The sequence below is a fragment of the Pseudoclavibacter sp. RFBJ3 genome (assembly GCF_002931375.1).
In the GTDB taxonomy this organism is placed as follows: Bacteria; Actinomycetota; Actinomycetes; order Actinomycetales; family Microbacteriaceae; genus Pseudoclavibacter.
In genome coordinates this window covers 214,574-239,530 of sequence record NZ_PSXZ01000015.1, presented here as the reverse complement: position 1 = coordinate 239,530, position 24,957 = coordinate 214,574, and the positions used below count along the sequence as shown (strand labels likewise).

Here is a 24,957-nt window from a genome sequence, read left to right as displayed (position 1 = left end):
TCGGTCTCATCCCTCCGGCTATCGAGTTCAGCCCCGCGGCCGAAGCGCCGAGGCTCCTGTGCTTCGTACCTTGAATGCAGCACCCACTCGCGGTGACAAGGACAAGGGAGAGATCATGAACGCTGACGCGACGCAGCCGGCCAGCATGAAGCAGCGCCGATCGATACGCATCCTCACGATCGCGATGAGCGTTCTGCTGCTCGCAGTGCTCGTCATGCTGGTTGCAGGGGTCATGGCCAGCTCTGCGCCCATGATCATCGCCGGCAGCAGCGGATGCGCCGCGATCGCCACGGCCTGGACGACCGGCGTCCTCGCGATCCGCCAGCAGGCCAGAAAGTAGCCCGAACGCGATCGCCGAGGCGGCGAGGCATCTGCCAGACTGAGCGCACCGACCCCAACTGGAGGAACCCAATGGTGAGTTCTGAAGAGATCGTTCTGGGCGACCTGCCCGCAGGTATCGTCCGAGCCGACGAGGCCGTGGCCGGCCGTGTCTGGAATGTGCTCGGCCACACCTACATCACGAAGGCAGAGAGCGCCTCGACCTACTCATGGCTCTCGCTCGACCCGGCGGGAACCGGGGTGCCGCCGCACGTGCACCCCACCCAGGACGAGTTCATCTACGTGTTCGAGGGGATCTACACCCTCTACCTCGACGGCCAGTGGACCTCGGCCGGCCCGGGCGACCTCGTGCAGATGCCGAAGGGTATCCCGCACGCTTACTACAACAAGCAGGACGAGGCAGCGAAGTCGCTCTTCTGGGTGAGCCCAGGCGGCCAGCTGGCGAACCTCTTCAGTCTGCTGCACAACGTGACCGACCCGGCCGAGGTCGTGCGTCTCTCAGCCCTGAACGGCGTCGACTTCCTGCCAGAGGGTGCCGTGGAAGGCGCGTGAGGCGGCGCACGTGACGGATGCGAGCGTCCGGGGCATGCCGGGCGACCCTGAGGCGAGGCGCGAGACATACGGGTCGGACGCAGATCAGCATCTGACGTTCTGGGCGGCTTCCGGCTCCGTGCGCGGGCTCGCCGTGCTCATCCACGGTGGGTATTGGCGATCGCAGTTCACCGACGAGCTCATGCTCCCGCTGGTGCCGGAATTCACCCGACGCGGCTGGTCCGTGGCGAATCTCGAGTACCGGCGGGGCGACGATGGATGGTCGGCGACGCGCGGGGACCTCTCGCGTGGCCTCTCGGCGGCGCGCAGCGAGGCGTCCCGGTTGACGCCGGATGCGCGGCTCGTGATCGTCGGGCACTCGGTTGGCGGTCAGCTCGCACTGCTCGGCGGAGAACCAGGCGACGCGGTCGTGGCGCTCGCGCCCGTCACTGACCTCGCGCGCGGCTACGAAGAGGGCAACGGCGACGGAGCCGTCTCGGAGTTCTTCCGCGTGGCGCCCTCCCAAGCCCCGGAGGTCTACGCGTCGGCGTCACCGATCGAGCATTTGCCTCTGCAGGCACGGGCGCTGCTTGTGCACGGAGTCGATGACGAGCGTGTGCCGGTCGAGCACACCCGCGCCTACGTTGCCGCCGCCAGGCAGGCTGGCGCCGACGTCGAGCTCATCGAGCCCGCGACCCTTGAGCATCGCGTCGCGATCGCGCCGGATGCGCCGCACTGGCCAGACGTGCATGCCTGGCTCGACGCGTTCGCATTCGCGCGCCACACCTGAGGCAGTCGACCTTGACGCCAAGGAGGGATTGACAGGACCTGCCTGACGACCCCGCGCGTCTCCGCTGGGACGTATGCTTCCATCCGGCGAGAAGTCTGAGCACAGACCCCGCCGTCGTGGAGGGGAAGCCATTGGGCCAGCAGAAACAGGATTGGGTCCGTCTCGTCGCGGACCGTCTGCGCACCGAGTCGGGAAGCGCCCTCCTGCTCGTCGGCGTCGCGGTGTTCGCGCTGCTCTGGGCGAACTCGCCCTGGTCTGAGTCGTACGTGCAGCTGTGGGAGACCCACGCCGCCATCGGCATCGGCGATTTCCGCATCGACATGAGCCTGCACCACTGGGTGAACGACGGCTTCATGGTCATCTTCTTCTTCCTCATCGGTCTGGAGGTGCGACAAGAGCTCGCGGTCGGCTCGCTGCGTGACCGGCGCCAGGCTCTTGTGCCTATTATCGTCGCGGGCCTCGCCGGAGTCGCTCTCCCAGCGCTCATCTACCTCGCCATCGCCGGGCGGGACGCCCCGGAAGCGTGGGGAGCCGTCATCGGCACGGACACGGCGTTCCTCCTGGGCGCGCTTGCGCTGGTCGGTCCGAAGATGTCGAGTCAGCTGCGCGTCTTCCTGCTGACCCTCACCGTCGTCGACGACTTCCTCGCCGTCGCCATCATCGGCATCGTCTACACGGAGTCCGTGCAGTGGATGCCCCTCGGCATCGCCGTCGTCTGCCTCGTCTTCCTGTTCCTCCTGGCCCGCGCGAACGAGTGGCGTAGCAGTCCGTACATCGTCGTCATCGTCGTGCTGTGGGCCGCGACGCTGCTCTCCGGTGTGCATCCGTCACTCGCCGGAATGGCCGCTGGGCTGCTCATCCCGGCCTCTGACCCAGACCGGGAGGACGTGGTGCGGGCGAAGCGGCTCTTCCGCGACTTCTGGCAGTCACCTCGCGCCGATGCTGCCCGCAACGTGCGGCTCGGCCTCGCCAAGTCGATCTCCGTCAACGAACGGCTCCACGAGGTGCTGCTCAGCCCCGTCGCGCTCTTCATCGTGCCGGTCTTCGCGCTCGCGAACGCGGGGGTCGACCTGCGGGGCGGGATGCTCGGCGATGCGCTCACCTCCCCGGTCACGTGGGGTGTCGTCGCAGGTCTTGTCCTCGGCAAGTTCGGCGGCATCGCCCTCGGCAGCTGGATCGCCGTGCGTGCTGGCCTCGGCACACTCCCGCAGGGCGTCGGCATGGGCAGCGTCTTCGGCGGCGCCGCGCTCAGCGGCATCGGCTTCACGATGTCGCTGCTCATCATCTCGCTGGCGCTCGAGGGCGAAGTCGCCGGGCAGGCCATCGTGGGCGTGTTCATCGCCATGGTGCTCTCCTGGGTGCTCGGCTGGCTCACCTTCACGTTCGCGCGCGTCAAGATGAACGAGACGACGGCCGACCTGCCGACGAAGCTGTCGCGCCCCGTCGACCCCGAGCGCGACCACCTCCTCGGCGACCCGGACGCGCCGGTCACGATCGTCGAGTACCTCGACTTCGAATGCCCGTTCTGCGCGCGAGCGACCGGCATGTGGCAGGACCTCGGCGAGTACTTCACCGACGGAGGGGCGCGCTACGTGGTGCGCCACCTGCCGCTCGAGGACTACCACCCGCACGCCTTCCAGGCCGCGATCGCCGCCGAGGCCGCCGCGAACCAGGGGAAGTTCTGGGAGATGCACAACCTGCTCTTCGCGAACCAGGAGCGTCTCGACGTGCAGTTCTTGCGCGGCTACGCGGAGGAGATCGGGCTCGACCTCGACCGGTTCGACCTCGACATGCTCGACGACGAGCTGCCGAGGCGCATCCGCGACGACATGCAGAGCGCCATCGATAGCGGTGCGCGCGGCACTCCCACGTTCTTCCTCGGCGAGACGCGCCACAGCGGTGCACATGACGCGCGCACGCTCATCGCGACGATCGAGGCGCAGCGCAAGGAAGCTGCCATCCGCCGCCGTTCGTAGCGCCATGCCCGAGATGCTCGAGGCAGATGGGCATTGGCATCCCCGGCACGAGGCGACGGGCCGTACGATCTCCTCATGGCTGACACGAAGAGTGCTCTCGTCGAGGAGAGTGCGGCACCGGACACCGACGCTGTGCGATTCGAGGCACGCGTCATCGCCGCCCCGGTCGTCGGCGATTCGGGCGAGCGGTTCATCGTCCGGTTCCCGGACGACGCGAGCAGGATGCTGCCGTCCCGCGGCCAGGTTGCCGTGACCGGTTCGATCCGGCCGGATGGCGCGGAGACGGCTAGCCCCTTCGACTCCGTCATCGAACCCGACGGGTTCCGGGGTCACTGGCTGGACGTCGCGGCCGCGCTCGGTGCGGGTATCGGGGCCGGCGATGCCGTGGCGGTCGAGCTGCGACCTCGAGGCGACTGGCCAGAGCCGGTCGTTCCCGAGGACTTCGCCGCCGCGCTCGCGGAGGCACCCGAATCCGCCGCCACCTGGAACGACATCACGCCGATGGCGAGGTGGGAGTGGGTGCGATGGATCAACGCGACCCGCAACCCGCAGACGCGTCTGCGTCGCGTCGAGGTCGGCCTCTCGAAGCTCGAGGCGGGCAAGCGCCGCCCGTGCTGCTTCGACCTCTCCTCGTGCACCGACCCTGAGCTGTCGAAGAGCGGCAAGCTCGCGGTCTAGCCCCGACGCCGACCGAAGACCGCTCCTGCGGCGAGCAGCAGCGGCACGACCGAGACGCTCATGAGCACGATCCCGAGCGGGGCGAGCTGCGGCAGCAGGAGCACACCGGCGATGAGCAGGGCGGCGAACACGATCGCCGAGACGACCCCGCGCAGCATCCGCTCGAGTGAGCGCATATGCCGGTCGACGCTGGGCGTCTGCACCTTGAGCTGGCCGGCCTCGAGGCGAGTGGTGAGCGCATCGAGTCGACCGGGGAGGGTGACTGCGGTCGCCAGCGCGGAGATCGCCTGCTTGGCGACGGCCTGCACCGTGTTGCCGCCCTCGTCGCGGGTGAGGGTGCGGGCGAACGGGTCGACCGCCTCCCACATGTTGAAGTCCTTGTCGAGCGCCGAGGTCACGCCGGAGACGAGCGAGATCGCTCGGATGATGAGCAGGAAGTTCTCGGGCAGCTGGAACGGCATCTCGCGGATGGTGTCGCGGAAGCGGTCGGCGAAGTCGCCGAGCTCGGCAGGGTCGACGCGTTGCAGCTCGGCGACGCCCATCCCTCCGAAGCGGCCGAAGAGCTCGGTCATCGCCTGCTCGAGCTCGATGGTGTCACCGGCAGGGAGGAGCACGCCGACGCTGCGCATCGACCGCACGAGCCCTGGCCCGTCGCGAGAGACGATCGCGAAGATCAGCTGGCGGAGGCTCGCGCGGAGGGTGTCGGAGATGACGCCCATCATGCCGAAGTCGATGTAGGTCAGCTCCCACGTGACGGGCGCGAGCGTCTCGGGGCCGCCCTCGGCATCGGCGTCCGTCGGGGCGGGCTGTCTCGGTGTGGCCAAGGGCGTGACGAAGATGTTGCCGGGGTGCGGGTCGGCGTGGAAGAACCCGGCGACGAACAGCTGCTGGAACGTGGCCCTCGCCAGTTCGTTTGCGACCTCGACGGGGTCGATGCCCGCCGCGCGCAGGGCATCCACGTCGGTGATCTTGATCGCGGTGACGTCGGAGAGGGTGAGGATGCGCGACGCGGTGCGCTCCCACACGACCTGGGCGGCCCCCACGCGCGGGTCGGTCTCGAAGTCGGCGGCGAATCGCTCGGCGCTCGTGCCCTCGTGGATGTAGTCGATCTCTTCGAGGCTCGTCGCGGCGAACTCCTCGACGAGGGCGGGGGCGTCAGCACGCTTCGAGACGAGCTCGACTCGCTTGAGGAGCTGGCCGACGCGGCGCAGTGCGCGGAGGTCGGTCTCCACGAGGTCCTCGATGCCGGGCCGCTGCACCTTCACGACGACGTTGGAGTAGCCGGTCTCCTCGGCGAGCGCGGGGGTGAGCACAGCGCGGTGCGCCTGCCCGAAGGAGGCGGCGGCGATCGGAGTCTCGTCGAAGCTCGCGTAGGCCTGTCCGAGCGGCATGCCGAGCTCAGCCTCGGCCTGTGCGCGGATGGCCGGGAACGCGACCGCGGGCACCTCATCCTGCAGCCCCTCGAGCTCCGCGGTGATCTCCGGTGGCAGCACGTCGAGGCGCGACGACAGGAACTGGCCCACCTTGATCATGAGCCCGCCGAGCTCGACCGCGAGGGCGTGGAAGCGGCGGGCGAGGCGCTGCATGCGCGCCGTGCGTCCGCGTTCCGCGAGCTTCCCGAGACGGATGCGGGGCAGGAAGATCTCGAACCACCAGATCTGCACCATCGCACGCTGCGCGAACCGCACGATCCTGCGGTACCTGGCACGGCCTTCCGCCGAGAGCTTCGTATCGCTGCTGCGGACGGCACCGGGCCGGGTGACGGCTCGCGCCTGCGCCGCGGCTGCGGTCAGTCTGCTCTCGGCGGCCAGCTCCTCCGTGAGGCCGGGGCCATCGGTCACGTTCAGTCCTCGGCGAGGATCGAGTACAGCTTGCGCCGTGTCTCGTCGAGCAGTGCTGCGGCCCGTTCGGCCTGGTCGGGGGTGGCGCTGCTCTGCACCTGGACGACGGCCTGGGCGAGGCGAGCGCCGGCCTTCGGGAGGGTCGCTGCGCGCTCGGCGCGGCGGGCGGCAGGCGACTCCCAGGGGAGCTCTCCGGCTGAGGCATCCACCGCGACGGCGCGGCCTTCTTCGGTGAGCGCGTAGACCTTGCGCTCGCCGGTGACCTCGGGCACGACGAGGCCCTCGTCGGAGAGCAGCTGGAGTGTGGGGTAGACCGAGCCGGGGCTGGGCTTCCAAGCGCCACTCGTGCGGGCTTCGATGGCCTGGATCAGCTGGTAGCCGTGCTGTGGGCCCTCGAGGAGCGCGACGAGGAGGGCGGTCCTGACGTCTCCGCGGCCGGCTCGAGCAGTGGTCGGTCGCGAGGCGAAGGTCTCGCGGATCTCATCGACGGCTTCGCGGAGGCCGAAGCCGAGTCCGCCTGGGGTGTGCTGAGCGACCATGTGCATTCCTTTCGAGTGCCGAGCATCCGGTGGCGATCGTGTCGACCGGGTGGATGCGCGGATTGGCGATACCTGACGACACCCGACGATACATCGGTGAATGTCGGCGAAGCTGTGCATTCCGGGTGGCTCTGAGTGTTGACAGACAATCACTTGTCTTTGTTGCTAAGTACCAGTACTCGGTGTTACTTTGTACCGGTATTCATTGATACTGAGTAGAGAAGGTGGCCGATGGGCAGGCAGGCATCCGAGATGCTCAAGGGCACGCTCGAAGGCATCGTGCTCGCGATCCTCGCGAAGCGCTCCGCCTATGGGTACGAGATCACGAGCTGGCTCCGCGAGCAGGGCTTCGTCGACATCGCCGAGGGAACGGTCTACGCGCTCCTCGTGCGCATCGAGCAGAAAGGCCTCGTCGACGTCGAGAAAGTCCCGTCCGAGAAGGGCCCGCCGCGGAAGGTCTACACGATCAACGCTGCGGGCACCGAGTACCTCGCGGAGTTCTGGCGCACGTGGGGCTTCCTCGTCGAACGCCTCGAGCAGCTCCGAGGCACCATCACCGCACCATCCGCTGCAACCAGCACAGACATCGAGAGAGGCAACTGACATGGCCGCCAAGTGGATCGAATCGCTCACGGGCTCATTCGAGGAGAAGAAGCAGTACAAGGAGGCACAGGCCCGGCTGGATGCGCTGCCGGAGCCCTACAGCAGGGTCGCGAAGGCCGTCCAGCGCTACCTCATGTACTCCAGTGGCGTCGTCGATGGCGAGTCGATGGTGCGCATGAACGCTGATCTCGCCGACCTCTGGGAGCGGGCCGTGGCCGATGACGCGCCTGTCCGCGACATCGTGGGCAGCGACCCGGTCGACTTCGCCGAGACGTTCGGGCAGTCGTACTCAGGGAAGCAGTGGATCGACAAGGAGCGCGCACGCCTGGTCACGGCCGTCGAAGAAGCGGAGCGAGGGCAGTAGTCAGCCCCCCCACCGACGGTCTCAGGCGGGCGGGAACGTGCAGGTGACGGTGGGGAGCTCGATTCTGAGGTCGTCGTTCGCCATCAGGTCGCTTGGAGCGATCGCCTTCGAGAAGAGCAGTCGCAGCGTGACCATTCCAGCCGCGCCTCCGGAGTGGTGGGCGAACGTGATCGGGGTCATCTTCGGGTCTGCGCTCTGCGTGACCGGAAGCGTCTGTGTCGGCGCCGGATCGGCGGATGCCGTGGAGAGCACTGCGAGGGATTCGATCATCGTCCCCCTCCCGTCGACGACCTCCACGGCGACCGCCGCGGGGCGGCTCGACCCCGCTGCAGACGAGCGGCGGGTCGCGCACGCCCGGGTGGTGAAGGTGTACGTGCGGCCAGGGGTCACCGGGAAGGCGTAGCTCGCACTCCAGGTGGCGGGAGCAGCCGTGCCAGCGGCGTCCATCCCGGAGACCAGGGTGATGCCCGTCGGGCTCTCGAAGCCGTTTGTGCCCGAGCCCTCGACGAACGCACCCGTGAGCGGGCCGGCGTCGATCTTCCACGCCGAGCGTGAGGTGGAGTTTCCGAGGCAGGGGTACTCGGGGGGAGCAGTCGGGGCGACCGCGGCCGCAACGACAGGTGCGCTCCAGGCCGGGCCCCTCAGAATCCGTCGCGCGGTCATCTGCAGGGTGGCGGTCAGTGTCGGTTCCCGTCGCGCTTCTGCTGTCGCTTTTTCGCGCTGCGTCGTTTGGTGATGATGCCGAGGGCAAAGGTGATGATGCGAAGGAACATGGTGGTGGAGCTTTCGGGTTGGAGCTGGGGCGTGCTTGTTGGGTGGGGGTCTGGCTACTGCAGGCGAGTCGGCTTCTGGGTCTGTGCTCTGAACCCGCCGGTCAGCTGGAGGAGCACCGGCAGTTCCCTGCCGAGCAGAGCGTCGAGGGTGTGGAGGTCACGTTCGACGAGGTCTGCGGCGTCCCTCGGGGAGACCCCTCGCCGACAGCTCGCCGAGACTTTCAGCGCCGGGGTTCCGCGCACCTCGTAGGCGGAGACGCTGGTCGAGAGGAACTCATCGCGTTCGCCGAGCGAGTCCGAGAGCGCGTCTCTGGCGACACTGACGTCCACGACAGTCGGTCCCGCCTTCGACGCGCGGTCGTGGATGAGGGTTCCCGTCCGACCCTGCCCCTGTCGGAGGCTGAAGGCGAGGAGCAGGATGATGCCCACCACGAGGACGGCGACGACGGCGATCATCAGCCAGCTGAAGTCCGTGCCGGGGAAGGGGGTCTGCTGGAGCCAGCTGCCGACCTGCGTGGTGACCGTTTCAGAGATGGGGGTCCAGGTGTCCTTGGCTCCGGGCAGCCAGGCGCCGATGGCGGCGGCTGCGCCCACAATGAGCAGAAGGAGCCCTGTGGCGACGATGAGGAGGCGGTTCAGGCCTCGGTTCGTGCTGTTCATGCGCCGACCTTTCCGTTCTCTGCGACGCGGACCTTGGCGGTGACGCGTGGGGTGAGTTCGTACTGCTCGAGCTGCCGGGTGACGGCGGCTTCGATGGAGGCGGCGTCGACGGGCACACCGGAGGCGGGCACGAGGTGGACGTCGGCGCGGCGGTGCGAGACCGAGACGGTGACGTTGTCCGGGCTGACGTGGCCAGCTCGAGCCGCGTGGCGGGCCAGCGCCGAGGCGATGACCGCGTTGTCCGCGACGGTCGCGGTCCGCGACGAGCGCAACGCGTGGCGGGAACGGCGACCGGGGGCGAGGCCTGCGATGAGCAGGATCAGCCCGATGATGGCCACGACAGCGCCGGCGGGGCCGACGTACTGGGCGGGCTGCTCGAGGACGCCGAGGGTCGACGTGAACATGTCGACCGGCGCGACGAGCAGCGCGGGGAGCGCCAGGAGCGCCAGGACGATCTCCGTGCCGACCCAGGCCGCCACGATGATCAGCAGCACGGCCAGGACGATCGCGAGCGCCGACCGTGGCGAATGCGACTCGCGCCGAGCGACCCGTTTGTAGAGGGAATCGTGGTTGCTCATGTGACTCGTTCCTCGGGTCGGATGTCGAGCCCGGTGATCCGCAGCATGACGCGGTCGACGCGCGAGTCGGTCAACGTCTGGAAGCGGTCCCGGATCGCGACCTTCGCGGCTTCGACTCGATCGAGGATCGCCCCGCCGCTGCGTTCGATGGCGGCGTCCTGCGAGCGGATGCGGGAGAGGGAGGGCACACGAATCGGTGTGCTGATCCGCAGCGCGAGGTTGCCGTTGTGGTCGTCGAGGTCGACGTTGACGCTGCCGGCGTCGACCCCGAGGGCGTCACCGGCGACAGCTGACGCGACACGAGTCAGGGCCTTCGCGGTGAGTCGTGTTGTGCCTCGCTGCGCCGCGCCGTGATGTGTCGTCGCGGCGATGCTCATGAGGAGGTGTTCCGTCCTCGGATGACGTCGACGAGAGCGCTGGCGTCGAGCTTTCCTTCGAGGATGCGTCCGATGACGCCGCCGATGATCATCGCGATCGCGACGAAGAAGAACGCCCAGAAGCCGAGGATGATCCAGGTGAGCGCGAGGACTGCGCCGATGAGGATGCCGGTTCGGGTGAGGGATGCGGTGTTCACTGGACTCGCGCTTCTTCCGTCGTGTTGGTGTCGTTGTCTTCGGAGGGGAGGTGCACGTCGTTGACGGTGACGTTGACTTCGGTGACCTCGAGGCCGACGATCGTCTCGACGGCGCGGATCACGTCGGCGCGGACGCCGTCGGCGACGTCCTGGAGGGAGACGGGGTACTCGGCGACGATGGTCACGTCGACGGCGACCTGCTTCTCGCCGACCTCGACGCTGATGCCCTGGCTCTGGTCGGTGGCGTTGATGGCGTTGCGGATGGCACCGATCGCGCGGGCCGCGCCGCCACCGAGGTCGTAGACGCCACGGGCGTCGCGGGCGGCGATGCCGGCGACCTTCGCGACGACGCCGTCATCGATCGTGGTCTTGCCGTTGGCGGCGTGAGCGGGGCGCAGATCCTTGCGGTCGCTGGACGAGGTGCTGACGTTCGGGGTGGTGTTCGACATGATGCTCTCCTTGTGGTTGCCCGGCGGTGCGGGTGCACCTGCTGCGGGGTCGTGCTGGTGAGACGTGTGCGATTCATGATTTGTCACGAAATACTCGAGGAAAAAAATCTGGAGCCCGATCGCGCGTCGTGATGGTGCGGGCGAAGGGGTGAGAAGAGGTCTTGGTTGGGGGTGGAGGTCGCAGCTGCGGTCCGCTGTAATGCGCGAGTGGTATTTCACATTGCGTGCACCTAGCGAAGTGAACTCGTATCTGCCCGGTGAGCATATGCACGGCGTACGCGGCGGTAGCCGAGAGTTCCTCCCCGCTTTGTGGCCCAATTCGGGTCTGATGCGTCTCCTGATCTGGGTTTTCCTGTGAATGCGAATACTGGATCGGCTCGCGGACGACTTTGATTCAGCTCGCCGACGGAAATGATTCTGGCGGGGAAGAAGTCGCCGAGTGACTCGCAGTTTGCTGCGTTCCAGCTCACTTCCCCGGGTGTTTTCATCCGGTGAGATGCCCGACCCGGTTCTCCAACCCATCCGACAGAATGGAATGTGTGACGAACACCGCGCTCGTGTCGTCTCACCAGGGAACGTGCGGTCTGCGCGTTCTCCGAATGACATCGAGCGATTGGAGTGGGTGAGGTGCAGGAGCACACGAGTCAGGCAGACACCGAGGTTGCCGTGAGGGAGTCGAGCGACGGCCAGTGGCCGACGCGGACGGAACTCCCTCGGGTGGTCTCGCTCACTGTCGACGAGGTGGGGCCGGAGGCCGTCGAGACCGTGCGGGGCTGGGGATGGCATCTCCAGTCGGACGGTCAGGACTTCAGGGTCGTCGGCGATGTGCTCAAGAACGACACCTTCGCCCTCAGCCGCTACCGCCACACGGCAGCGACCTTCCGATACGAAGTCCCGAGCGCCTTCGCCGGGGGCGCCGCCAGGCTGCTCCTCGCCTGCCTGGAAGGCGAGGTCGTGGTCGACATCGCCGGAACGCTGGAGACGCTCACCCCCGGCAGCGTGCTGTTCGCCAACCCGGAGGATCTCGTCAGCAAGACGTCGAATGGCCCGGTCAGCAGCCTCCTGGTCATCTTCCCCCGTCCCCAGTCCTTCACGGAGAACTACGTCGGAACGACCTCGGCGTCGGATGCCTACCTGCAGGTGCTCGTCGACGCCTCCGCATCCATCCTCAGCGGCGGACTCCGTGCTGAGGACCCCGCCTTCACCCGCGTCGGGCTGGGCGTCGAGGCGCTGGTCTGGGCGCTGGCGACTCAGACCGAGCTCCGCACGCTCAGCACGGCGAGCACCGACCTCGCCCACGTCTACAGCGAGGCCGTCAAGTACGTCTCCCGGTTCGCGTCAGACGAGGCAACCACGGTGAACTCGATGGCCGCCGCCCTCGGCGCATCCCGGGCGCACCTGTATCGGGCGTTCGCCGCGACGGGTGACACCGCGTCGGCGTACCTCAGGAGGGCGCGCGTGCGCCTCGCACAGCGCCTGCTGCTCGAGGGTGCGAATCAGGATGCGGCCGCCAGGGGCGCAGGGTTCGGCACGGCACGGCGCATGCGCAGCGCCCTGGCCGCGGCCCCGGACGCCGCGGTGACGCCGCAGAAGGCGATCCTTCCAGCGGCGGAGTGAGCTGACGCTCGCTTGCTCGTCTCGCCCGCACGGAGTCTCGTCTTTCCGTCGAGCCCTCCGCTCGGCAGTCTGCCTCAGGGGTAGATCGGGGTTCAGGGGTGCGAGTCCTGCGCAGCCACGTGCTCGACGCGCGTGTTCTCGCTCGTCAGCAAGCTCCCATCGGCGGCCTTCGGGGTGAGCTCCGGCACCCGGATGCCGTCCTCGCCGACCAGTGACGAGTGCGCCTCCCCGCTGGGGAAGGCGTGGTGTTCGCCCCACTGCCGCAGCGCGACGATGACGGGAAAGAGGTCACGACCCGCTTCAGTGAGCTCGTACACTCTGCGTTTCCCGGTCGGCGCATCCACCCGGGCCAGGAGCCCGGCCGAGGTGAGTTTCCGGAGTCGATCGGTGAGAATGTTGCGCGCGATGCCGGTCCGCTGCTGGAAGTCGGTGAAGGAACGGGCGCCGTCCATGGCGTCGCGGACGACAAGCAGGCTCCAGCGGTCGCCGACTAGGTCAACGGTGCGGGCAACTGGACAGCTCGGGTCTGTCCAGTCTTGGCTCGCCGTGGGGCTCGACATGTGATCTCCCTTGAGTTGCGTACTGCAACCATTTTGCCCTACGTTCAAACAGTTGCAATGTGCAACTGATTGCGAGGGGTCTGTGAATCGAGGTACGAGAGCGGTGCTCGCGGTCATCTGCGGAGTCGCCGTGGCGAGCATCTACGCGAGCCAGCCAGTGCTCGGACAGATGGGTCGCGAGTTGTCGGTGCCCGTCGAGGCCGTCGGGTGGCTTGTCGCCGCCGCCCAGCTCGGCTACCTCGTCGGCCTGATCCTGCTCGTGCCATTGGGGGACCTGCTCAACCGCAGACGGCTCATCGTGGTGCACCTCGCCCTGCTGGCCGGTGCACTTGCCCTCGTCGCGGCTGCGCCCGTCGCCTGGGTCGCCTTCGCGGGCCTCGCGAGCACCGGGATGCTCGCCGTCGTCGTGCAGACGGTCGTCGCCTACGCCGCCGCGCTCTCGGACCCTGCGGAGCGCGGCCGCACCCTGGGTGTCGTCACCTCCGGCGTGGTCATCGGGATCCTCGGTTCCCGCATCCTGTCTGGCGCCCTCGCCGACCTCTGGGGCTGGCGCAGCATGTTCGTCGCCCTAGCGGTGCTCGCCGTAGGCCTCGCGGCGGTCGCCCTGTTCAGGCTCCGGGCGGACTCCCGCACCGCACTGGTGCCGTCGTACCTGGGGGTGCTGCGCTCGTTCTTCCACCTGCTCGCGCAGCCGTCCCTACTCGGACGCGGTGCGATCGCCTTCTTCCTCTTCGCCTCATTCGGCGCACTGTGGAGCGGGATGACCGTGCCTCTGGCGGGTGCTCCCTGGCACCTCAGCGAGACGCTCATCGGTGTCGTGGGCATCGCGGGACTCACAGGTGCCCTCGGCGCAGCACGAGCCGGACGGTGGGCAGACGCGGGACACGCGAATCGCGTGGCGGGAATCGCGCTCGTCGTGCTCCTCGCGTCCTGGCTCCTCATCGCTCAGCTCACCTGGTCGCTCATCCTCCTGCTGCTGGGAGTCGTCGTCCTGGACTTCGCCGTTCAGGCCGTGCACGTCAGCAACCAGCACATCCTCACCAGCGCCGACCCGGGCCGGGTCAGCACCACCATCGGCGCATATATGGTCTTCTACTCCCTTGGCTCGGCCGCCGGTGCGGCGTCCACCACCGCCGTCTACGCCTGGGCGGGTTGGCACGGGTCCACGATGCTCGGAGCCGCGTTCGCGGCCGCCGGCCTCGTCGCCTGGGTGCTCGCCTCTTCCGTGCGGCGGGCCTCACACGCGACCGAGGGAATGTCGGAGCCCCGTCCTAGGCTGGTCGCATGACGACGGCGACTTCACTCCAGGGCACCTTCAACTTCCGAGACACCGGTGGCATGCCGCTGGCGGCCGGTGGTACCACGACGCCCGGCGTCTTCTACAGGTCAGATGCGCTGAGCTCCCTCACCCAGACCGGCCTCGAGGAGCTCGCCGCGAGCGATATCGGGGTCATCGTCGACTTCCGCACGCCCTCCGAGCGGCAGATGGCACCCGACCGCCTCCCCGTGAGTCGCCCGTTCCGCGTCGCCGAACTGCCCCTGCTCGAAGGGGCCGTGTCCGGTCTCGTCCAGCAGGGTCTGCAGTCGGCGGCGGGCGGAAGAGACCCGGCCGAGCAGGCGAAGGCTCTCGAGGTGGTGCTCGCGCAGATCCCCTCGCTCGGCGAGCTCTACGTCGGCATGCTCGAGCACGGGGCCACGTCGTTCGCTGAGCTCGCACGCCTGGTCGCCAACGCGACGACCGCCCCGCCGACAGCGGTGCTCGTGCATTGCACCGCAGGCAAGGACCGCACCGGAGTGGGCTCGGCGCTGCTGCTCGACGCGGTCGGCGTCGAGCGATCGGCGATCGTCGCCGACTACACGTCGTCCGGTGAGCGCCTCGCGGGCGAGTGGGCTGAGCGCATGTACGGCATGGTCGCGCAGTACGGCCTGCCGCTCACCGACGAGATCAAGGACCTCGTCGCCGCGACCCCGGCCTCGGCCATCGAGCGTGCCCTCGAATGGGTGGATGCCCACGGCGGCTCGGCAGCCTACTTGCAGTCAGGCGGGCTCACCGGTGCGGAGCTCGCCGCGCTCAAGGGCCGCCTCACCGGCGCCTGAACCGGGATCCTCGGGCGTCGGGGCGCTCGGTGGCGCGGCGCGTCCCGCCGAGCGCTCGACGCCGATCCCCGCCACGATGACCAGCGCGAGACCCACAACCGGCAGGATGCCCGGCACCTGGTGCAGGAGCAGCAGCCCGATGACCAGTGCGACGGCGGGCTCAAGGCTCGTGAGGGTTCCGTACGCGGCCGCGGTGATGCGGCGCAGCGCCTGGATCTCGAGCATGAACGGCACGGTCGGCAGGAGCACGGCCAGGCCCAGGCCCGCGAGGGCGGCCTCCCAGGTGAGCAGCGGGATCGTGCTCGGCGCCGCGATGAGGCTCGCGATGACGGCGGCGACCGGAATCGACACGGCCAGGCCGCGCACCCCGCTCAGCTCGTCACCCACCCGCTGCGTGCAGAGGATGTAGACGGCCCAGCAGGCGGCGGCGGCGAGCGCATACAGGACGCCGAGCGGGTCGATGTTCCCCGTCCACGGCTCAGTGAGCAGCACGACCCCGACGGCCGCGATCAGCGGCCAGAGCAGCGCTCGGCCGCGGCTGCGCAGCACGGCGACGGCAAGCGGGCCGAGGAACTCGAGGGCCGCGGCAGTGCCGAGGGGGATGCGGTCGATCGCGAGCGTGAAGAGCAGCGTCATTCCCGAGGTCGCCGCGCCGAGCACAACGCATGCCAGGAAGCTGCTGCGCGTGAACCACGAACGGCGTGGGCGCACGATGACCAGTACGAGCGCTGCCGCGAACACGAGGCGGATCCAGCCGGTGCCGAGCGGGCCGAGCTGCTCGAACAGGCCCGTGCTGAGCGCGAGCCCGAGCTGCACGAAGAGCATCGCCGAGATGGTCATGAGCGTGCCGGAACGCGCAGTTCCCCGCGGAGCTGGCGCGAGCTTGGACGTGGTCATGGAATCAGGATGTCGCTCGGCGGTGTCCGTGTCCACGCGAGATGAGCGAACACATCGTTCGCGAAAGACGCACAATGATGGAGTGGACGGTGACGCCCGCGACCAGGATCACCGGCTGGAGGGCCCATGGAGACACGACGCCTCGAGTACCTCGTCGACCTCGACCGGCTCGGCTCCATGCGCGCGGTCGCCGAGCTCCACCGAACCACGACGTCCGTCGTGTCACAGCAGCTCGCACTCTTGCAGCAGGAGCTGGGTGCGCGACTGCTCGAGCGAATCGGACGCGGGGTGCGGCTGACCGCCGCGGGTGCTCGGCTCGCGACGCGCGCATCCGGAATACTGGCGAGCCTGGACGATGCGAAGCGCGACTTCGACCCCGAGGGTGAGCCGCAAGGCACCCTGCGCGTTGCCGGCTTCGCCACGGCGGCCCGCGCCCTGTTCCCGATCATGCGCGAACTCGCCGCCTCGCACCCGGGGGTGCGCCTCGTGCTCGAGGAGCAGGAACCCGACGAAGCGCTGGCGCTCGTGGATGCTGGCCGAATCGACCTGGCACTCGTCTACGACTACACGCTCGCGCCGCTGCGCATCCCCACCCGCTACGAGAGCGTGCGGCTCTGGCAGGGGGAGTGGGGCATCGGCATGGCGGACCGCCACGCCGACGCGCTCCCGGGCCGCGGGCGGGTGCCGCTGCCGAACCGCGAGCTCATGCTCGCGCTGCGCGACCAGGAGTGGATCGGCAACTCCAGGAACAACGCCGATGAGATCGCGATCGGCGTGCTCGCATCGCTCGCCGACTACGAGCCGAACGTCACCCACCAGTCCGACGACCTGGCCCTCGTCGAAGACCTCATCGCCGCCGAGTTCGGGGTCGGGATGCTGCCCCTCACGAGGCAGCAGCGCGACAACGTGCGGATCGTGCGGATGCAGGACCCGCCCATGCTGCGCGCATCCGCCGCGTACCTCCGCGGCACCGCGGAGTGGCCGCTGCTGCGCCACGTGCTCGACCGGCTCACCCCCGGCTGACCTGGTTGCGCCCGCTCCTGGTGGCCTTCCGTCCGCAGTCCGCCCGGTGTTCGCTCCGCATCCAGGCCCCCTGGCCCCTGGCCCCCTGGCCCCCTGGCTCTCGGGATGGGTTCCACGCTTCGGGATGGGTTGCAAGCCATCTGCGTGCGTTGGAGCCATCCCGAAGCGTCGGTGTCCTCCTGACCTGAGTCCGCGGTCGCCGACGGCCGACCGGATTGGCGCGGCGGACCGGACGCGGTTCCGCGAATCTCCCTCGCGCGTGGGTGTGGCTGCTGTTTCGCGATGGGTTCCACGCCTCGGGGTGGGTTGCAAGCCATCCCGAGGCGTGGAACCCATCCCGAAACGGGGTGGTGGGTGGCCGATCCGCCGCGCTGGAGCCGCCGCGCTAGATCCAGCCGCGCTCGCGGGCCACGACGGTCGCCTGCTGCCGGGTCGAAACGGCGAGCTTGCCGAGCGCCGACGACACGTGGTTGCGGACGGTGCCGGGGGAGAGGTGCAGGGTGCGGGCGATCTCCGCGATCGTCTCGCCGCGCTGCCCGGCCCGCAGCACGTCGAGCTCTCGGTCGGTGAGGGGGCTGCGTTCGTCGGCGAGCGCATCCGCGGCGATCTCCGGGTCGACGTAGCGTCGGCCAGCGGCGACGCGGCGGATGATGTCGGCCACCTCCTCGGCGCGGCGGGACTTCGGGATGAACCCCTCCACCCCGGCGGAGAGCGCCCGACGCAGGACCCCGGGCCTCGCGTGCCTCGTGACGACGATGCACCGAACCTCGGGCAGCCCCTGCAGGCGCTCGGCGACTTCGACACCGTCGAGGCCGGGCATCTCGAGGTCGAGCAGGCAGATGTCGGGCTTGAGGCGCAGGGCCGTCTCGACGGCGGCCGTACCCGTGCTGCACTCGGCGATCACCTCGAGGTCGTCCTCGAGGCGCAGGAGCGACGCGAGCGCCGTGCGGATCATGTCCTCGTCGTCGGCGAGCAGGACCCGGATCATGCGTGTCCCTCCGCGCTCGCCGCAGCCTGCTGGGCGGCGATGGGCAGTCGCACCTGCACCGTGAAGCTCGTGCCGTCGTTCCAGGCTTCGACTTCACCGCCGCTCGACTCGAGGCGCTCGCCCATGCCCGTGAGGCCGCTGCCCCAGGCGATGTCGGCACCGGCGTGAGCCCCGGAATGAGTACCGGCCCCGGCCCCGACCCCGCTGCTCTCACTGCCGCCGGCGGCGTCGTTCACCATCCGGTAGAGCCACGTGTCGCCGTCACGGCTGAGCTCGATCCGAGCGCGGGCGCCGTCGCCGTGCTTGAGCACGTTGGTGACGCTCTCGCGCACGATCGGTCCGAGCACGGCGGCTGGGGCGGATGCGGTGCCCGGTCCCACGTGCATCCGCACGTCGTGGCCGGCGGCGCGCAGCAGGTCGGCCGCGTTCTCGAGCTCGTCGGGCAGGGGCACGCCTCGGAAGCTCGTCGCGAGCGCTCGGGTGCCGGCGCGCGCCTCGTCGACGGCGCCCTGGGCGGCGCGGATCTGCTCTGCAGCCGCCGCCGGGTCCTTCGCGAGGAGCCGCTCGGCGAGCTCGAGCTGCAGCGCGATCACCTGCAGGTGGTGGCCTTGCAGGTCGTGGACGTCGTTGGCGAGGCGAAGGCGCTCGCGGGTCGCGGCGAGCTGGCTCTCGGCGGCGCGGGCCCGGTCGAGTTCGAGGACGATCTCCCACCACCAGAGGGAGAAGGCGGTCATGGTGGGGAGCATCACAATGAAGAACGCGGGTGCCGTGAACGCGTTCGAGGGAATGCCCTGCCTCGTGAAGCTGGACGCCTCTACGAAGACGAGCGCGGTGACGAGCACCGTCGCCCCGACGACGACACGCCACCGCACGCCGGGGGTCCACGGCCGGACGGCCAGGACGAACCCGACAACCCCGACCGCAGCGAGTACGGACGACGTGCCGACTCCGAGCAGCAGCGCGCCCAGTGCGGCGAACGCGAACCCGGTCATGTTGAGCGGCGACCGCGGGTGCCGTTCGCCGTCACGGGCGGCGTGCACGCTCGGTCGGTAGTCGAGGAGCAGGAAGATGCTGGATGCGATCCACGCGGCCCCGCCGGCGATCGCGACGGGGAGCCGCCAGGGTGCGTCGAGCGCCGGCGACGCCCAGGCCCATAAGGCCCAGAACATGCCCGTGAACGCCACGAAGGAGACGACCCCAACCGCCGTGTACCACCAGGTGGCGGTCACGCCGCGGGCCAGCGCGATCTCGCCGATGCGTGGAGTGCTCATCCCTCCACGGTAGGCCAGCGGCGGGTGCCCGACCCGTGACATATGTCACGAACCGGCACGCGCATCCTCACGAGGAGTGGTGACGCGGTGACACTGCCGCTGCGCGAGCATCCCGACTGGAATGGAGTCATCACCGCGGTACTCCGACGCGGCAGCCCAGATCTCAGCTTCGAAAGGCCACACCATGAATCCCATCGCAGAGCTCATCCTCGGCTTCCAGAACCTGATGGCGCAGCTGCCCGAGTGGCTTCAGCCGCTCATCGTGGCGCTCGCCGGCGCGGTTCCCTTCATCGAGGGGGAAGGTGCGGCGACGATCGGCATCATCGGCGGCATCAACCCGGTCATCGCCGCGGTGGCGGGCGCCGTCGGGAACTTCATCGCGGTAGCGCTGGTCGTGTACCTGGGTGCTGCCATCCGGGCCCGCTTCGCGAAGTCACCGGCGGATGCGAAGCCGAAGACCGCGAGCCGCGAGAAGTTCCAGCGCGCGTTCAACCGCTACGGGGTCGCCGGTGTAAGCCTCCTCGGCCCACTCCTGCTCCCGACGCACTTCACGGCCGCCGCGCTCGCGGGAAGCGGCATCGCGAAGGGGCGTGTGCTGGTGTGGCAGGCGGCCGCGATCGTCCTGTGGACGACCCTGCTGACGCTCATCATCACGGGCGTCATCCAGTTCGCGGTCTGACGGCTCGCTGTTCGAGCCGACGCCACGTCAGGCTGAGGATGGCGGCTGGCGCGGGTCAGCTCTGAGGGGTCCACCCGAACGGGGTGGGTCCCTCGAGCGTCGCGCGCTCGCGGTCGGCTGCCGCTGACCAGCCCTGGGCCGCATCCACGGCGTCGAACCCGCCGCGCGCGACGCGGAACCCGACGTCCTCGTGGTGCATGCGGGGTGCACCGCCGCGGCGAACGGAGGCGCGGACGCTCCAGGTGTCGTCGGCGTAGCCGCCGCCTCTGAACACGCGGTAGTCGTCGTAGCGGGCCGGGTCGAGGTGATCCCAGCACCATTCCCACGTGTTGCCGAGGGTGTCGAACAGGCCGTTGAGGTTGGGGTGCTTGCCGCCGACGGGCTGCGGACTGGTGACACCGTCGAGGCTCGTCCAGGCGACGTCGGCGAGTGGCCCGTACTGGGCGGTGGTCGACCCGGCGCGGCACGCGAACTCCCACTCCGATTCGGTGGGGAGGCGGATGCCGTCGGAGTCGACGTGCCACGTGACCTGCTCGCCGTCGTACGAGTAGGCGGGGTCGAGCCCTTCCCATTCGGAGGCGGCGTTGCAGAAGCGGATGGCGCGCAGCCAGCTGACGTCGGTCGCTGGCCGTTCGGGGTGGCTGGTCCCATCGTCGGTGGCTTCGCCGAGGAGCTCGCCGAGCTGCGACTGGGTGACGGCGTAGACGCCGATCTCGAACGGCTCCAGCTCGACGCGCCTGCGCAGCTTCCGTCGGGCGTCGTGCAGCTCGACGGTGCCGCCCTCGATGGCCGAGAATTCGATATCCATTGGGGCCATCCTCGCACCGGAGGCTGCCACTGGCGCCTGTCGGGTGGTTGTCGGGGCGTGAGAGCATGCCGGGATGATCGACTCCGCCGCTTTCTTGACCACCCCCGACGGTCGTCGCCTGCGCACGTTCGCGAGCGGGCCGCTCGATGCAGGCACGGTGGTCGTGCTCGAGGCGGGCCTCGGTGCGAGCGGCCTGTACTGGGGGCTCGTGCACCTGATGCTCGCGGAGCGCGTGCGGGTCGTCGCCTACGAGCGTGCCGGGTATGGGGAGAGCACACCGGATCCCGCCCCGCGCACGCTGGAGCGGCTCGCGGATGACCTCGACGCGGTGGTGAACGCGCAGGAGCCCGCTCGGCTGGTGCTCGTCGGCCACAGTTGGGGTGGGCCCATCGTGCGGCGCTTGGCAGCACGTCGCCTGGCGGCGGGTGCGCCGATGGATGGGGTTGTGCTGGTCGACCAGAGCGACGAGCACGCGGCCCTGTATTTCCGGCCCTCGACGCGGCGGCTGTTCGCGTTCTCGGCCGCGGTGCTGGAGCCCGCCGCCCGACTCGGCCTGCTGCGTGTGCAGCTGCGGAGCCTCGTCGATGGGATGGACCCGATCGCGGCGGCGCAGGCGCTGGATGCGTCGACGAACCCGGCCGCGGCACGGGCCGCCGCCGCAGAGCAGCGAATGGTGGGGAGCGAGCTCGCCGGGTTGCGATCGCGCCCGCCGCGGCTTGGCGACCTGCCTATGCGGGTGATCTCGGGCATGCAGGAGACACCGGCGGATCGCACGCGTGGCCCGCTGATCACGGCGCACCTCGAGACGGTCGCCGCGCATCCTGGGGCCGTGCACGTGCGGGCGGAGCGGTCGGGCCACGTGATCACCGCGTCCGAGCCAGAACTGGTGGCGCAGCAGGTGCTCGAGTTGGCGCTGCACGCCGGCGATCGCGGGGTCGACTCGCGTGCATCCGGAGACGATTCATCGATCTGAGGGCCAAAGGGACGCGGTCGCCAACGCCCCCGAGCCCGCCAGGATCAGCGGCGCGGTCTCACGGTTCCAGAGCATCGAGGATCGTGGCGATAGGCCCCTCTTTCGCCTCTCGCCAGCCCTGTCCTGCCCAGAGGTTGACGAGCGTGCTGTCGCCCGCGGCCGTGGCTTTCGCCCGCATGGTGCGGGTCAGGTGATGCAGCGCTGGGTACCCCACTGGCGCATCCACGTGGCTTTCGACGAAGGCGTTGACGAGCGCACGTGCGGGTCGACCGGTAAATGCCCGCGTGAAGGCCGTCTCGGTGTACTGCTCATCTGCGAGCGCGGCCTTGTGCACCGCAGATGCTCCGCTCTCGTCTGACCGAAGCACCGCGGTGCCGACCGCGACCATGTCAGCGCCTGCGCCGAGGAGCTCGAGCACCTGCTCGCGACGCGTGATCCCGCCCGATGCGATCAGTGGCAGGTCCGTGACCGTCCGGACGCGCTCGATGAGCGTCGCGAGCGCGATGTTCTCGGGGAAGGTGTCCGGATCCCACACGCCGCTGTGTCCGCCGGCGTCGTGCCCCTGAACGGTGAGGGCGTCGGCGCCGGCTGCCGCGGCCTGTCGGGCCTCATCGACGGACGTCACCGTCTGGATCGTGAGGACCCCTGCCGCCTGCAGCCTCCGAAACGTCCCCGCAGAGGGGAGCCCGAACGTGAAGCTCACCACCGGCGTCCGGCTGAGGATGACCGCATCCAGCTTCTCGGACCATTCGTCGTCGTCTTCCAGTCTGGCGGCCATGGTCGCGGCATCATCGTGCGTCGACGCGTGCTCGCGGATGTTCTCCCAGTACGCGGCGTATCCCGCTTCGTCGATGGGGTGGGGGTTGGGGACGAAGAGATTGACGCCGAACACCGACACCCCGGCCTCGGTCACCTCGGCGATCTGTGCGTTCAGCGCCGCCGCCGTCTTGTACCCGCCGGCGAGCTGCGCGAAGTGTCCTGCGCGGGCCGCGGCGACGACGAGACCAGGGCTGTTCGGGCCGCCAGCCATGGGTGCGACGGCAACGGACTTGAGTGTGTCCAGTGGGGAGGGGAGCGTCATGGTCATGCCTTTCCGCGGGTGTGCATTGGTTCGGTGATGCGGGTCACAGTGGCCCCATGAGGGACCCGTGCGTGTGATGGATGTGCGCGCGGAGCTCGGCGAGGAACGCGCCTCGATCCCCGGTGCGCACGTGCTCGACGAGGCGTCGGTGCTCCGCGATGAACTCCGACCACCGGCCAGCGACGTCGTCGTAGGTTCGGAGCGTCATCGCCGCCTGACGCTGTCGGAGCTTGTCGTAGAACTCCAACAGGATCGGGTTCCCTCCTGCTTCGACGAAGATGCGGTGGAAGTCGATCGTGAGCTGCACGACGCGGTCGTAGCTGCCCTGCTCGAGCTCGGTCAGCTGATCCTGGATGGACTTCTCGAGCCGGATGCACAACCGCTGCCGTGCCTCGACGGACAGGGAGTCCAGGGCGGCAGACTCGAGTACCTGCCTCGCGTCCGCGACGGCTCGCGCTTCCTCGGCCGTGAGGGTGCGGACCAGCGCCCCGCGCTGCGGGAAGATCGTCACCAGCCCATCTGCTTCCAGGCGACGGAGGGCGCCTCGCACCGGAGTGCGGCTGACCGCCAGGCGCTTCGACAGGTCGTTCTCGCTCAGCATGCTGCCTTGCGGGAGTGTGCCGTCGCGCAGCCACGCGAGCATCTGCTGGTAGGCCACCTCGGTCGCGGTGGGTGGTAGTGGCGTCTTCATGGGCCGAGTGTACAACTGGGATCCCAGTTGTACGGGAAGTTCAGCTGGGATCAATACTCCGAGGCGGCCACCCGGGTCAAGCCGTCACCGGTTTTCGGCGGTCGTTCACGCCCCGCAGGTAGTCTGCTTAGAGCGGTTGGGCCTCCTTGTGTGTCGCCGACCTTTCCGCGGTTCCCCCATTCGAAGGATGTTCATGAGTTCCCAGCCCTCCCCAGGACCGAGTCGTCGGGCCGTCGTCACCACCGCCGCCTGGGCGTTGCCGACCGTCAGTGCCGCGCTCGCCGCGCCCCTCGCGGTCGCCTCGACCGCGCCGGCTCCAGAACCCCTGACGCTGGGTCCTGATGGGGCGGTCGTCTCCGACGGTGAATCCACGGTCTCGCTGCGCGGGTTCGCGGCCACGACAGAGGCGGGGACCCGTCCGCAGACCGTGCAGCTCGCATACTCTTCGCCGATCACGGGCCCATCGAGCGCCGCCGTCGATTCCGAGACGGGTGAGTTCGAATTCACGGTCAACGTGAGCGGCTTCTATGCGGGGGCGAGCTCGGGCCAGGAATTCACGGGCACCGTCTCCGCTTCGATCACTGACGGCGCGTCGGTGTCGGTGACGGTGGACGTCATCGCCCCGCGCACCGCGCCCGGAGAGACGACCGGCACCATCAACTTCTCCCCCAACCAGTACCGGGGCAGCGAGGTCGACGGGGTCACGATCTTCCCGACGCTCACCGGCGTCGTCACCGTCAATCGCGGTGCGCTCCCGGCCGAGGTCATCCTCAGCTTCTCCGACGTCAGCGAAGGGCGCGTGGATCTGCGCCGCGACGCGGGGCTGATCGTGCCGATCAACCCGACCACGGGCGCGTTCAGCGTAGACGGCGTGTACAACGCCATCACCGGCGGAGAGAACCCGTTCGGCTTCATCTACGCGGGCGTCAACAACGCCGCGAATGTCACCTACGGCCTCGCGGTTGCGGAGCTCGACGGGTAGTCGAGCGCCCAACTCCACGCGCACTGAACTCAGCCCCTGACTGCCAAGTCGGGGGCTGATTCGTATGCCAGGCCAGGCCAGGCCAGGCCAGGCCAGGCCAGGCCAGGCCAGGCCAGGCGGGGCTCAGCTCGACTCAGAGGGAGTGCCCGTGCGCGTGGGCTGCTCAGGCTAGGCGCGAGGGTGCGCTTCCGAGGAGCTCGGTGATTCGCGCGAGGTCGGACTCGTCGATATTGGCGAACGGCGAGCTGGTCGAGGCGAGCTCGACGATCGCGTCGCGAGCTGCACGGCCCTCGGGCGTGAGCTCGATGACACGCTGTCGGAGGTCGGTCGGGGACGGTTTTCGAGTGACGAGACCCTTGGCCTCGAGCTGGTGGCACATGAAGGTCACGTTCTGCGGGGTGCAGTGCGTTCGTTCGGCGGCCGTGCGCATCGACGGTGCGGGCGCGTCGGGGTCGATCACCCAGAGAAGGTGAGCGGTGACTGCCGTGAGTCCGAACTCTGCAAGTGCCGGCTCGAGCGCATCGTTCGTGCGCGCGACGACGTCGTATGCGGCGAAGAGGGCCTCCGACAGCTTCTGTGCGCGTTCGTCTCCCAT

The 24,957-nt window shown here is 69.1% G+C and carries 30 protein-coding genes; 14 read left to right on the top strand and 16 right to left on the bottom strand.

Going from position 1 to position 24,957, the window contains the following annotated elements; translation table 11 throughout:
- Positions 1-115: 115 nt before the first annotated feature.
- From C5E07_RS14950 to C5E07_RS14930, 5 genes are all read left to right on the top strand, one after another.
- Positions 116-340 carry a hypothetical protein gene (locus tag C5E07_RS14950; protein ID WP_104300330.1) on the top strand — a complete coding sequence of 75 codons (225 nt, stop codon included), beginning with the start codon at positions 116-118 and terminating at the stop codon, positions 338-340.
- A gap of 71 nt (positions 341-411) precedes the next feature.
- Positions 412-891 carry a cupin domain-containing protein gene (locus C5E07_RS14945; protein WP_104300328.1) on the top strand — a complete coding sequence of 160 codons (480 nt, stop codon included), beginning with the start codon at positions 412-414 and terminating at the stop codon, positions 889-891.
- 10 nt (positions 892-901) lie between these two features.
- Entirely contained in the window at positions 902-1,660 is a 759-nt protein-coding gene (locus C5E07_RS14940) for a S9 family peptidase (protein WP_146080617.1), read from the top strand.
- 131 nt (positions 1,661-1,791) lie between these two features.
- The gene (gene nhaA, locus C5E07_RS14935) at positions 1,792-3,636 is read left to right on the top strand and encodes a Na+/H+ antiporter NhaA (RefSeq protein WP_258063978.1); all 1,845 of its coding nucleotides are present in this window, start codon (positions 1,792-1,794) and stop codon (positions 3,634-3,636) included.
- 75 nt (positions 3,637-3,711) lie between these two features.
- A complete protein-coding gene (locus C5E07_RS14930; protein WP_104300322.1) occupies positions 3,712-4,314 on the top strand; it encodes a YdeI/OmpD-associated family protein in 603 nt (200 codons plus the stop codon).
- Here the strand turns inward: C5E07_RS14930 and C5E07_RS14925 are convergent.
- Both C5E07_RS14925 and C5E07_RS14920 read right to left on the bottom strand, forming a co-directional pair.
- A complete protein-coding gene (locus C5E07_RS14925; RefSeq protein WP_258063993.1) occupies positions 4,311-6,002 on the bottom strand; it encodes an AarF/ABC1/UbiB kinase family protein in 1,692 nt (563 codons plus the stop codon). The genes C5E07_RS14930 and C5E07_RS14925 overlap by 4 nt on opposite strands.
- A gap of 155 nt (positions 6,003-6,157) precedes the next feature.
- Positions 6,158-6,694: a PadR family transcriptional regulator gene (locus C5E07_RS14920; protein WP_228496668.1), complete on the bottom strand. Its 537-nt coding sequence runs from the start codon at positions 6,692-6,694 to the stop codon at positions 6,158-6,160.
- 231 nt (positions 6,695-6,925) lie between these two features.
- Here C5E07_RS14920 and C5E07_RS14915 point away from each other — a divergent pair, with 231 nt between their 5' ends.
- Positions 6,926-7,297, top strand: a complete 372-nt coding sequence (locus C5E07_RS14915) for a PadR family transcriptional regulator (RefSeq protein ID WP_104300320.1) — start codon at positions 6,926-6,928, stop codon at positions 7,295-7,297.
- Between the two features lies 1 nt (position 7,298).
- Positions 7,299-7,661 carry a DUF1048 domain-containing protein gene (locus tag C5E07_RS14910; RefSeq protein ID WP_104300318.1) on the top strand — a complete coding sequence of 121 codons (363 nt, stop codon included), beginning with the start codon at positions 7,299-7,301 and terminating at the stop codon, positions 7,659-7,661.
- Positions 7,662-7,682: 21 nt separating this feature from the next.
- On the opposite strand, the gene C5E07_RS14905 is transcribed toward C5E07_RS14910, so the two are convergent.
- From C5E07_RS14905 to C5E07_RS14880, 6 genes are all read right to left on the bottom strand, one after another.
- Positions 7,683-8,324, bottom strand: a complete 642-nt coding sequence (locus C5E07_RS14905; RefSeq protein WP_104300316.1) for a hypothetical protein — start codon at positions 8,322-8,324, stop codon at positions 7,683-7,685.
- 164 nt (positions 8,325-8,488) lie between these two features.
- Positions 8,489-9,094, bottom strand: a complete 606-nt coding sequence (locus tag C5E07_RS14900; protein ID WP_104300314.1) for a hypothetical protein — start codon at positions 9,092-9,094, stop codon at positions 8,489-8,491.
- Positions 9,091-9,672: a DUF6286 domain-containing protein gene (locus tag C5E07_RS14895; protein ID WP_104300312.1), complete on the bottom strand. Its 582-nt coding sequence runs from the start codon at positions 9,670-9,672 to the stop codon at positions 9,091-9,093. The genes C5E07_RS14900 and C5E07_RS14895 overlap by 4 nt, the downstream gene beginning before the upstream one ends.
- Positions 9,669-10,049, bottom strand: a complete 381-nt coding sequence (locus tag C5E07_RS14890; RefSeq protein ID WP_104300310.1) for a hypothetical protein — start codon at positions 10,047-10,049, stop codon at positions 9,669-9,671. Before C5E07_RS14890 ends, C5E07_RS14895 begins: the two co-directional genes overlap by 4 nt.
- Positions 10,046-10,246 (bottom strand): DUF2273 domain-containing protein, encoded by a 201-nt coding sequence (locus C5E07_RS14885; protein WP_104243617.1) that lies wholly within the window; start codon positions 10,244-10,246, stop codon positions 10,046-10,048. Before C5E07_RS14885 ends, C5E07_RS14890 begins: the two co-directional genes overlap by 4 nt.
- Complete coding sequence (locus tag C5E07_RS14880) at positions 10,243-10,695, bottom strand: Asp23/Gls24 family envelope stress response protein (RefSeq protein WP_104300308.1); 453 nt, start codon at positions 10,693-10,695, stop codon at positions 10,243-10,245. Before C5E07_RS14880 ends, C5E07_RS14885 begins: the two co-directional genes overlap by 4 nt.
- Positions 10,696-11,322: 627 nt before the next feature.
- On the opposite strand from C5E07_RS14880, the gene C5E07_RS14875 reads away from it, so the two are divergent.
- Positions 11,323-12,312 carry a helix-turn-helix domain-containing protein gene (locus C5E07_RS14875; protein WP_146080616.1) on the top strand — a complete coding sequence of 330 codons (990 nt, stop codon included), beginning with the start codon at positions 11,323-11,325 and terminating at the stop codon, positions 12,310-12,312.
- A 92-nt stretch (positions 12,313-12,404) separates the two neighbouring features.
- Here C5E07_RS14875 and C5E07_RS14870 read toward each other — a convergent pair whose 3' ends face one another.
- Positions 12,405-12,872 (bottom strand): helix-turn-helix domain-containing protein, encoded by a 468-nt coding sequence (locus tag C5E07_RS14870; RefSeq protein WP_104300304.1) that lies wholly within the window; start codon positions 12,870-12,872, stop codon positions 12,405-12,407.
- Between the two features lie 82 nt (positions 12,873-12,954).
- Between C5E07_RS14870 and C5E07_RS14865 the strand changes: the two genes are divergently transcribed.
- Both C5E07_RS14865 and C5E07_RS14860 read left to right on the top strand, forming a co-directional pair.
- Entirely contained in the window at positions 12,955-14,160 is a 1,206-nt protein-coding gene (locus tag C5E07_RS14865) for an MFS transporter (RefSeq protein WP_104300302.1), read from the top strand.
- Positions 14,157-14,969 (top strand): tyrosine-protein phosphatase, encoded by an 813-nt coding sequence (locus C5E07_RS14860; protein ID WP_104300300.1) that lies wholly within the window; start codon positions 14,157-14,159, stop codon positions 14,967-14,969. The genes C5E07_RS14865 and C5E07_RS14860 overlap by 4 nt, the downstream gene beginning before the upstream one ends.
- Here the strand turns inward: C5E07_RS14860 and C5E07_RS14855 are convergent.
- The gene (locus tag C5E07_RS14855) at positions 14,910-15,866 is read right to left on the bottom strand and encodes a DMT family transporter (RefSeq protein ID WP_219820097.1); all 957 of its coding nucleotides are present in this window, start codon (positions 15,864-15,866) and stop codon (positions 14,910-14,912) included. The two genes, C5E07_RS14860 and C5E07_RS14855, sit on opposite strands and share 60 nt — an antisense overlap.
- A gap of 126 nt (positions 15,867-15,992) precedes the next feature.
- On the opposite strand from C5E07_RS14855, the gene C5E07_RS14850 reads away from it, so the two are divergent.
- Complete coding sequence (locus C5E07_RS14850; protein WP_104300298.1) at positions 15,993-16,889, top strand: LysR substrate-binding domain-containing protein; 897 nt, start codon at positions 15,993-15,995, stop codon at positions 16,887-16,889.
- A 385-nt stretch (positions 16,890-17,274) separates the two neighbouring features.
- Here the strand turns inward: C5E07_RS14850 and C5E07_RS14845 are convergent, their stop codons facing one another.
- Positions 17,275-17,877, bottom strand: coding sequence for a response regulator transcription factor (locus C5E07_RS14845; RefSeq protein ID WP_104243958.1), 603 nt, complete (start codon positions 17,875-17,877; stop codon positions 17,275-17,277).
- On the bottom strand, positions 17,874-19,148 hold the full coding sequence (locus C5E07_RS14840; protein WP_181058068.1) for a sensor histidine kinase: 1,275 nt from the start codon (positions 19,146-19,148) through the stop codon (positions 17,874-17,876). The genes C5E07_RS14845 and C5E07_RS14840 overlap by 4 nt, the downstream gene beginning before the upstream one ends.
- Positions 19,149-19,332: 184 nt before the next feature.
- On the opposite strand from C5E07_RS14840, the gene C5E07_RS14835 reads away from it, so the two are divergent.
- Positions 19,333-19,827: a small multidrug efflux protein gene (locus tag C5E07_RS14835; protein WP_104300294.1), complete on the top strand. Its 495-nt coding sequence runs from the start codon at positions 19,333-19,335 to the stop codon at positions 19,825-19,827.
- Positions 19,828-19,882: 55 nt separating this feature from the next.
- On the opposite strand, the gene C5E07_RS14830 is transcribed toward C5E07_RS14835, so the two are convergent.
- Complete coding sequence (locus tag C5E07_RS14830; protein WP_104243952.1) at positions 19,883-20,635, bottom strand: SUMF1/EgtB/PvdO family nonheme iron enzyme; 753 nt, start codon at positions 20,633-20,635, stop codon at positions 19,883-19,885.
- 73 nt (positions 20,636-20,708) lie between these two features.
- Here C5E07_RS14830 and C5E07_RS14825 point away from each other — a divergent pair, with 73 nt between their 5' ends.
- Complete coding sequence (locus C5E07_RS14825; protein WP_104300292.1) at positions 20,709-21,608, top strand: alpha/beta fold hydrolase; 900 nt, start codon at positions 20,709-20,711, stop codon at positions 21,606-21,608.
- 58 nt (positions 21,609-21,666) lie between these two features.
- Here the strand turns inward: C5E07_RS14825 and C5E07_RS14820 are convergent, their stop codons facing one another.
- Positions 21,667-22,689, bottom strand: a complete 1,023-nt coding sequence (locus tag C5E07_RS14820; protein WP_104300623.1) for a nitronate monooxygenase — start codon at positions 22,687-22,689, stop codon at positions 21,667-21,669.
- Positions 22,690-22,732: 43 nt separating this feature from the next.
- Complete coding sequence (locus tag C5E07_RS14815; RefSeq protein WP_104300290.1) at positions 22,733-23,380, bottom strand: GntR family transcriptional regulator; 648 nt, start codon at positions 23,378-23,380, stop codon at positions 22,733-22,735.
- A gap of 193 nt (positions 23,381-23,573) precedes the next feature.
- On the opposite strand from C5E07_RS14815, the gene C5E07_RS14810 reads away from it, so the two are divergent.
- A complete protein-coding gene (locus tag C5E07_RS14810; protein WP_146080615.1) occupies positions 23,574-24,362 on the top strand; it encodes a hypothetical protein in 789 nt (262 codons plus the stop codon).
- Between the two features lie 163 nt (positions 24,363-24,525).
- Here the strand turns inward: C5E07_RS14810 and C5E07_RS14805 are convergent, their stop codons facing one another.
- Positions 24,526-24,957, bottom strand: coding sequence for a MarR family winged helix-turn-helix transcriptional regulator (locus tag C5E07_RS14805; protein WP_104300286.1), 432 nt, complete (start codon positions 24,955-24,957; stop codon positions 24,526-24,528).

Excerpts from the sequence above, each read along its gene's own strand:
- C5E07_RS14950 (WP_104300330.1), top strand. The coding sequence starts at position 116 with ATGAACGCTGACGCGACGCAGCCGGCCAGCATGAAGCAGCGCCGATCG.
- C5E07_RS14945 (WP_104300328.1), top strand. The coding sequence starts at position 412 with ATGGTGAGTTCTGAAGAGATCGTTCTGGGCGACCTGCCCGCAGGTATC.
- C5E07_RS14930 (WP_104300322.1), top strand. The coding sequence starts at position 3,712 with ATGGCTGACACGAAGAGTGCTCTCGTCGAGGAGAGTGCGGCACCGGAC.
- C5E07_RS14920 (WP_228496668.1), bottom strand. The coding sequence starts at position 6,694 with ATGGTCGCTCAGCACACCCCAGGCGGACTCGGCTTCGGCCTCCGCGAA.
- C5E07_RS14915 (WP_104300320.1), top strand. The coding sequence starts at position 6,926 with ATGGGCAGGCAGGCATCCGAGATGCTCAAGGGCACGCTCGAAGGCATC.
- C5E07_RS14910 (WP_104300318.1), top strand. The coding sequence starts at position 7,299 with ATGGCCGCCAAGTGGATCGAATCGCTCACGGGCTCATTCGAGGAGAAG.
- C5E07_RS14905 (WP_104300316.1), bottom strand. The coding sequence starts at position 8,324 with ATGACCGCGCGACGGATTCTGAGGGGCCCGGCCTGGAGCGCACCTGTC.
- C5E07_RS14900 (WP_104300314.1), bottom strand. The coding sequence starts at position 9,094 with ATGAACAGCACGAACCGAGGCCTGAACCGCCTCCTCATCGTCGCCACA.
- C5E07_RS14895 (WP_104300312.1), bottom strand. The coding sequence starts at position 9,672 with ATGAGCAACCACGATTCCCTCTACAAACGGGTCGCTCGGCGCGAGTCG.
- C5E07_RS14890 (WP_104300310.1), bottom strand. The coding sequence starts at position 10,049 with ATGAGCATCGCCGCGACGACACATCACGGCGCGGCGCAGCGAGGCACA.
- C5E07_RS14880 (WP_104300308.1), bottom strand. The coding sequence starts at position 10,695 with ATGTCGAACACCACCCCGAACGTCAGCACCTCGTCCAGCGACCGCAAG.
- C5E07_RS14870 (WP_104300304.1), bottom strand. The coding sequence starts at position 12,872 with ATGTCGAGCCCCACGGCGAGCCAAGACTGGACAGACCCGAGCTGTCCA.
- C5E07_RS14860 (WP_104300300.1), top strand. The coding sequence starts at position 14,157 with ATGACGACGGCGACTTCACTCCAGGGCACCTTCAACTTCCGAGACACC.
- C5E07_RS14855 (WP_219820097.1), bottom strand. The coding sequence starts at position 15,866 with ATGACCACGTCCAAGCTCGCGCCAGCTCCGCGGGGAACTGCGCGTTCC.
- C5E07_RS14850 (WP_104300298.1), top strand. The coding sequence starts at position 15,993 with ATGGAGACACGACGCCTCGAGTACCTCGTCGACCTCGACCGGCTCGGC.
- C5E07_RS14845 (WP_104243958.1), bottom strand. The coding sequence starts at position 17,877 with ATGATCCGGGTCCTGCTCGCCGACGACGAGGACATGATCCGCACGGCG.
- C5E07_RS14840 (WP_181058068.1), bottom strand. The coding sequence starts at position 19,148 with ATGAGCACTCCACGCATCGGCGAGATCGCGCTGGCCCGCGGCGTGACC.
- C5E07_RS14835 (WP_104300294.1), top strand. The coding sequence starts at position 19,333 with ATGAATCCCATCGCAGAGCTCATCCTCGGCTTCCAGAACCTGATGGCG.
- C5E07_RS14830 (WP_104243952.1), bottom strand. The coding sequence starts at position 20,635 with ATGGATATCGAATTCTCGGCCATCGAGGGCGGCACCGTCGAGCTGCAC.
- C5E07_RS14825 (WP_104300292.1), top strand. The coding sequence starts at position 20,709 with ATGATCGACTCCGCCGCTTTCTTGACCACCCCCGACGGTCGTCGCCTG.
- C5E07_RS14820 (WP_104300623.1), bottom strand. The coding sequence starts at position 22,689 with ATGACGCTCCCCTCCCCACTGGACACACTCAAGTCCGTTGCCGTCGCA.
- C5E07_RS14815 (WP_104300290.1), bottom strand. The coding sequence starts at position 23,380 with ATGAAGACGCCACTACCACCCACCGCGACCGAGGTGGCCTACCAGCAG.
- C5E07_RS14810 (WP_146080615.1), top strand. The coding sequence starts at position 23,574 with ATGAGTTCCCAGCCCTCCCCAGGACCGAGTCGTCGGGCCGTCGTCACC.
- C5E07_RS14805 (WP_104300286.1), bottom strand. The coding sequence starts at position 24,957 with ATGGGAGACGAACGCGCACAGAAGCTGTCGGAGGCCCTCTTCGCCGCA.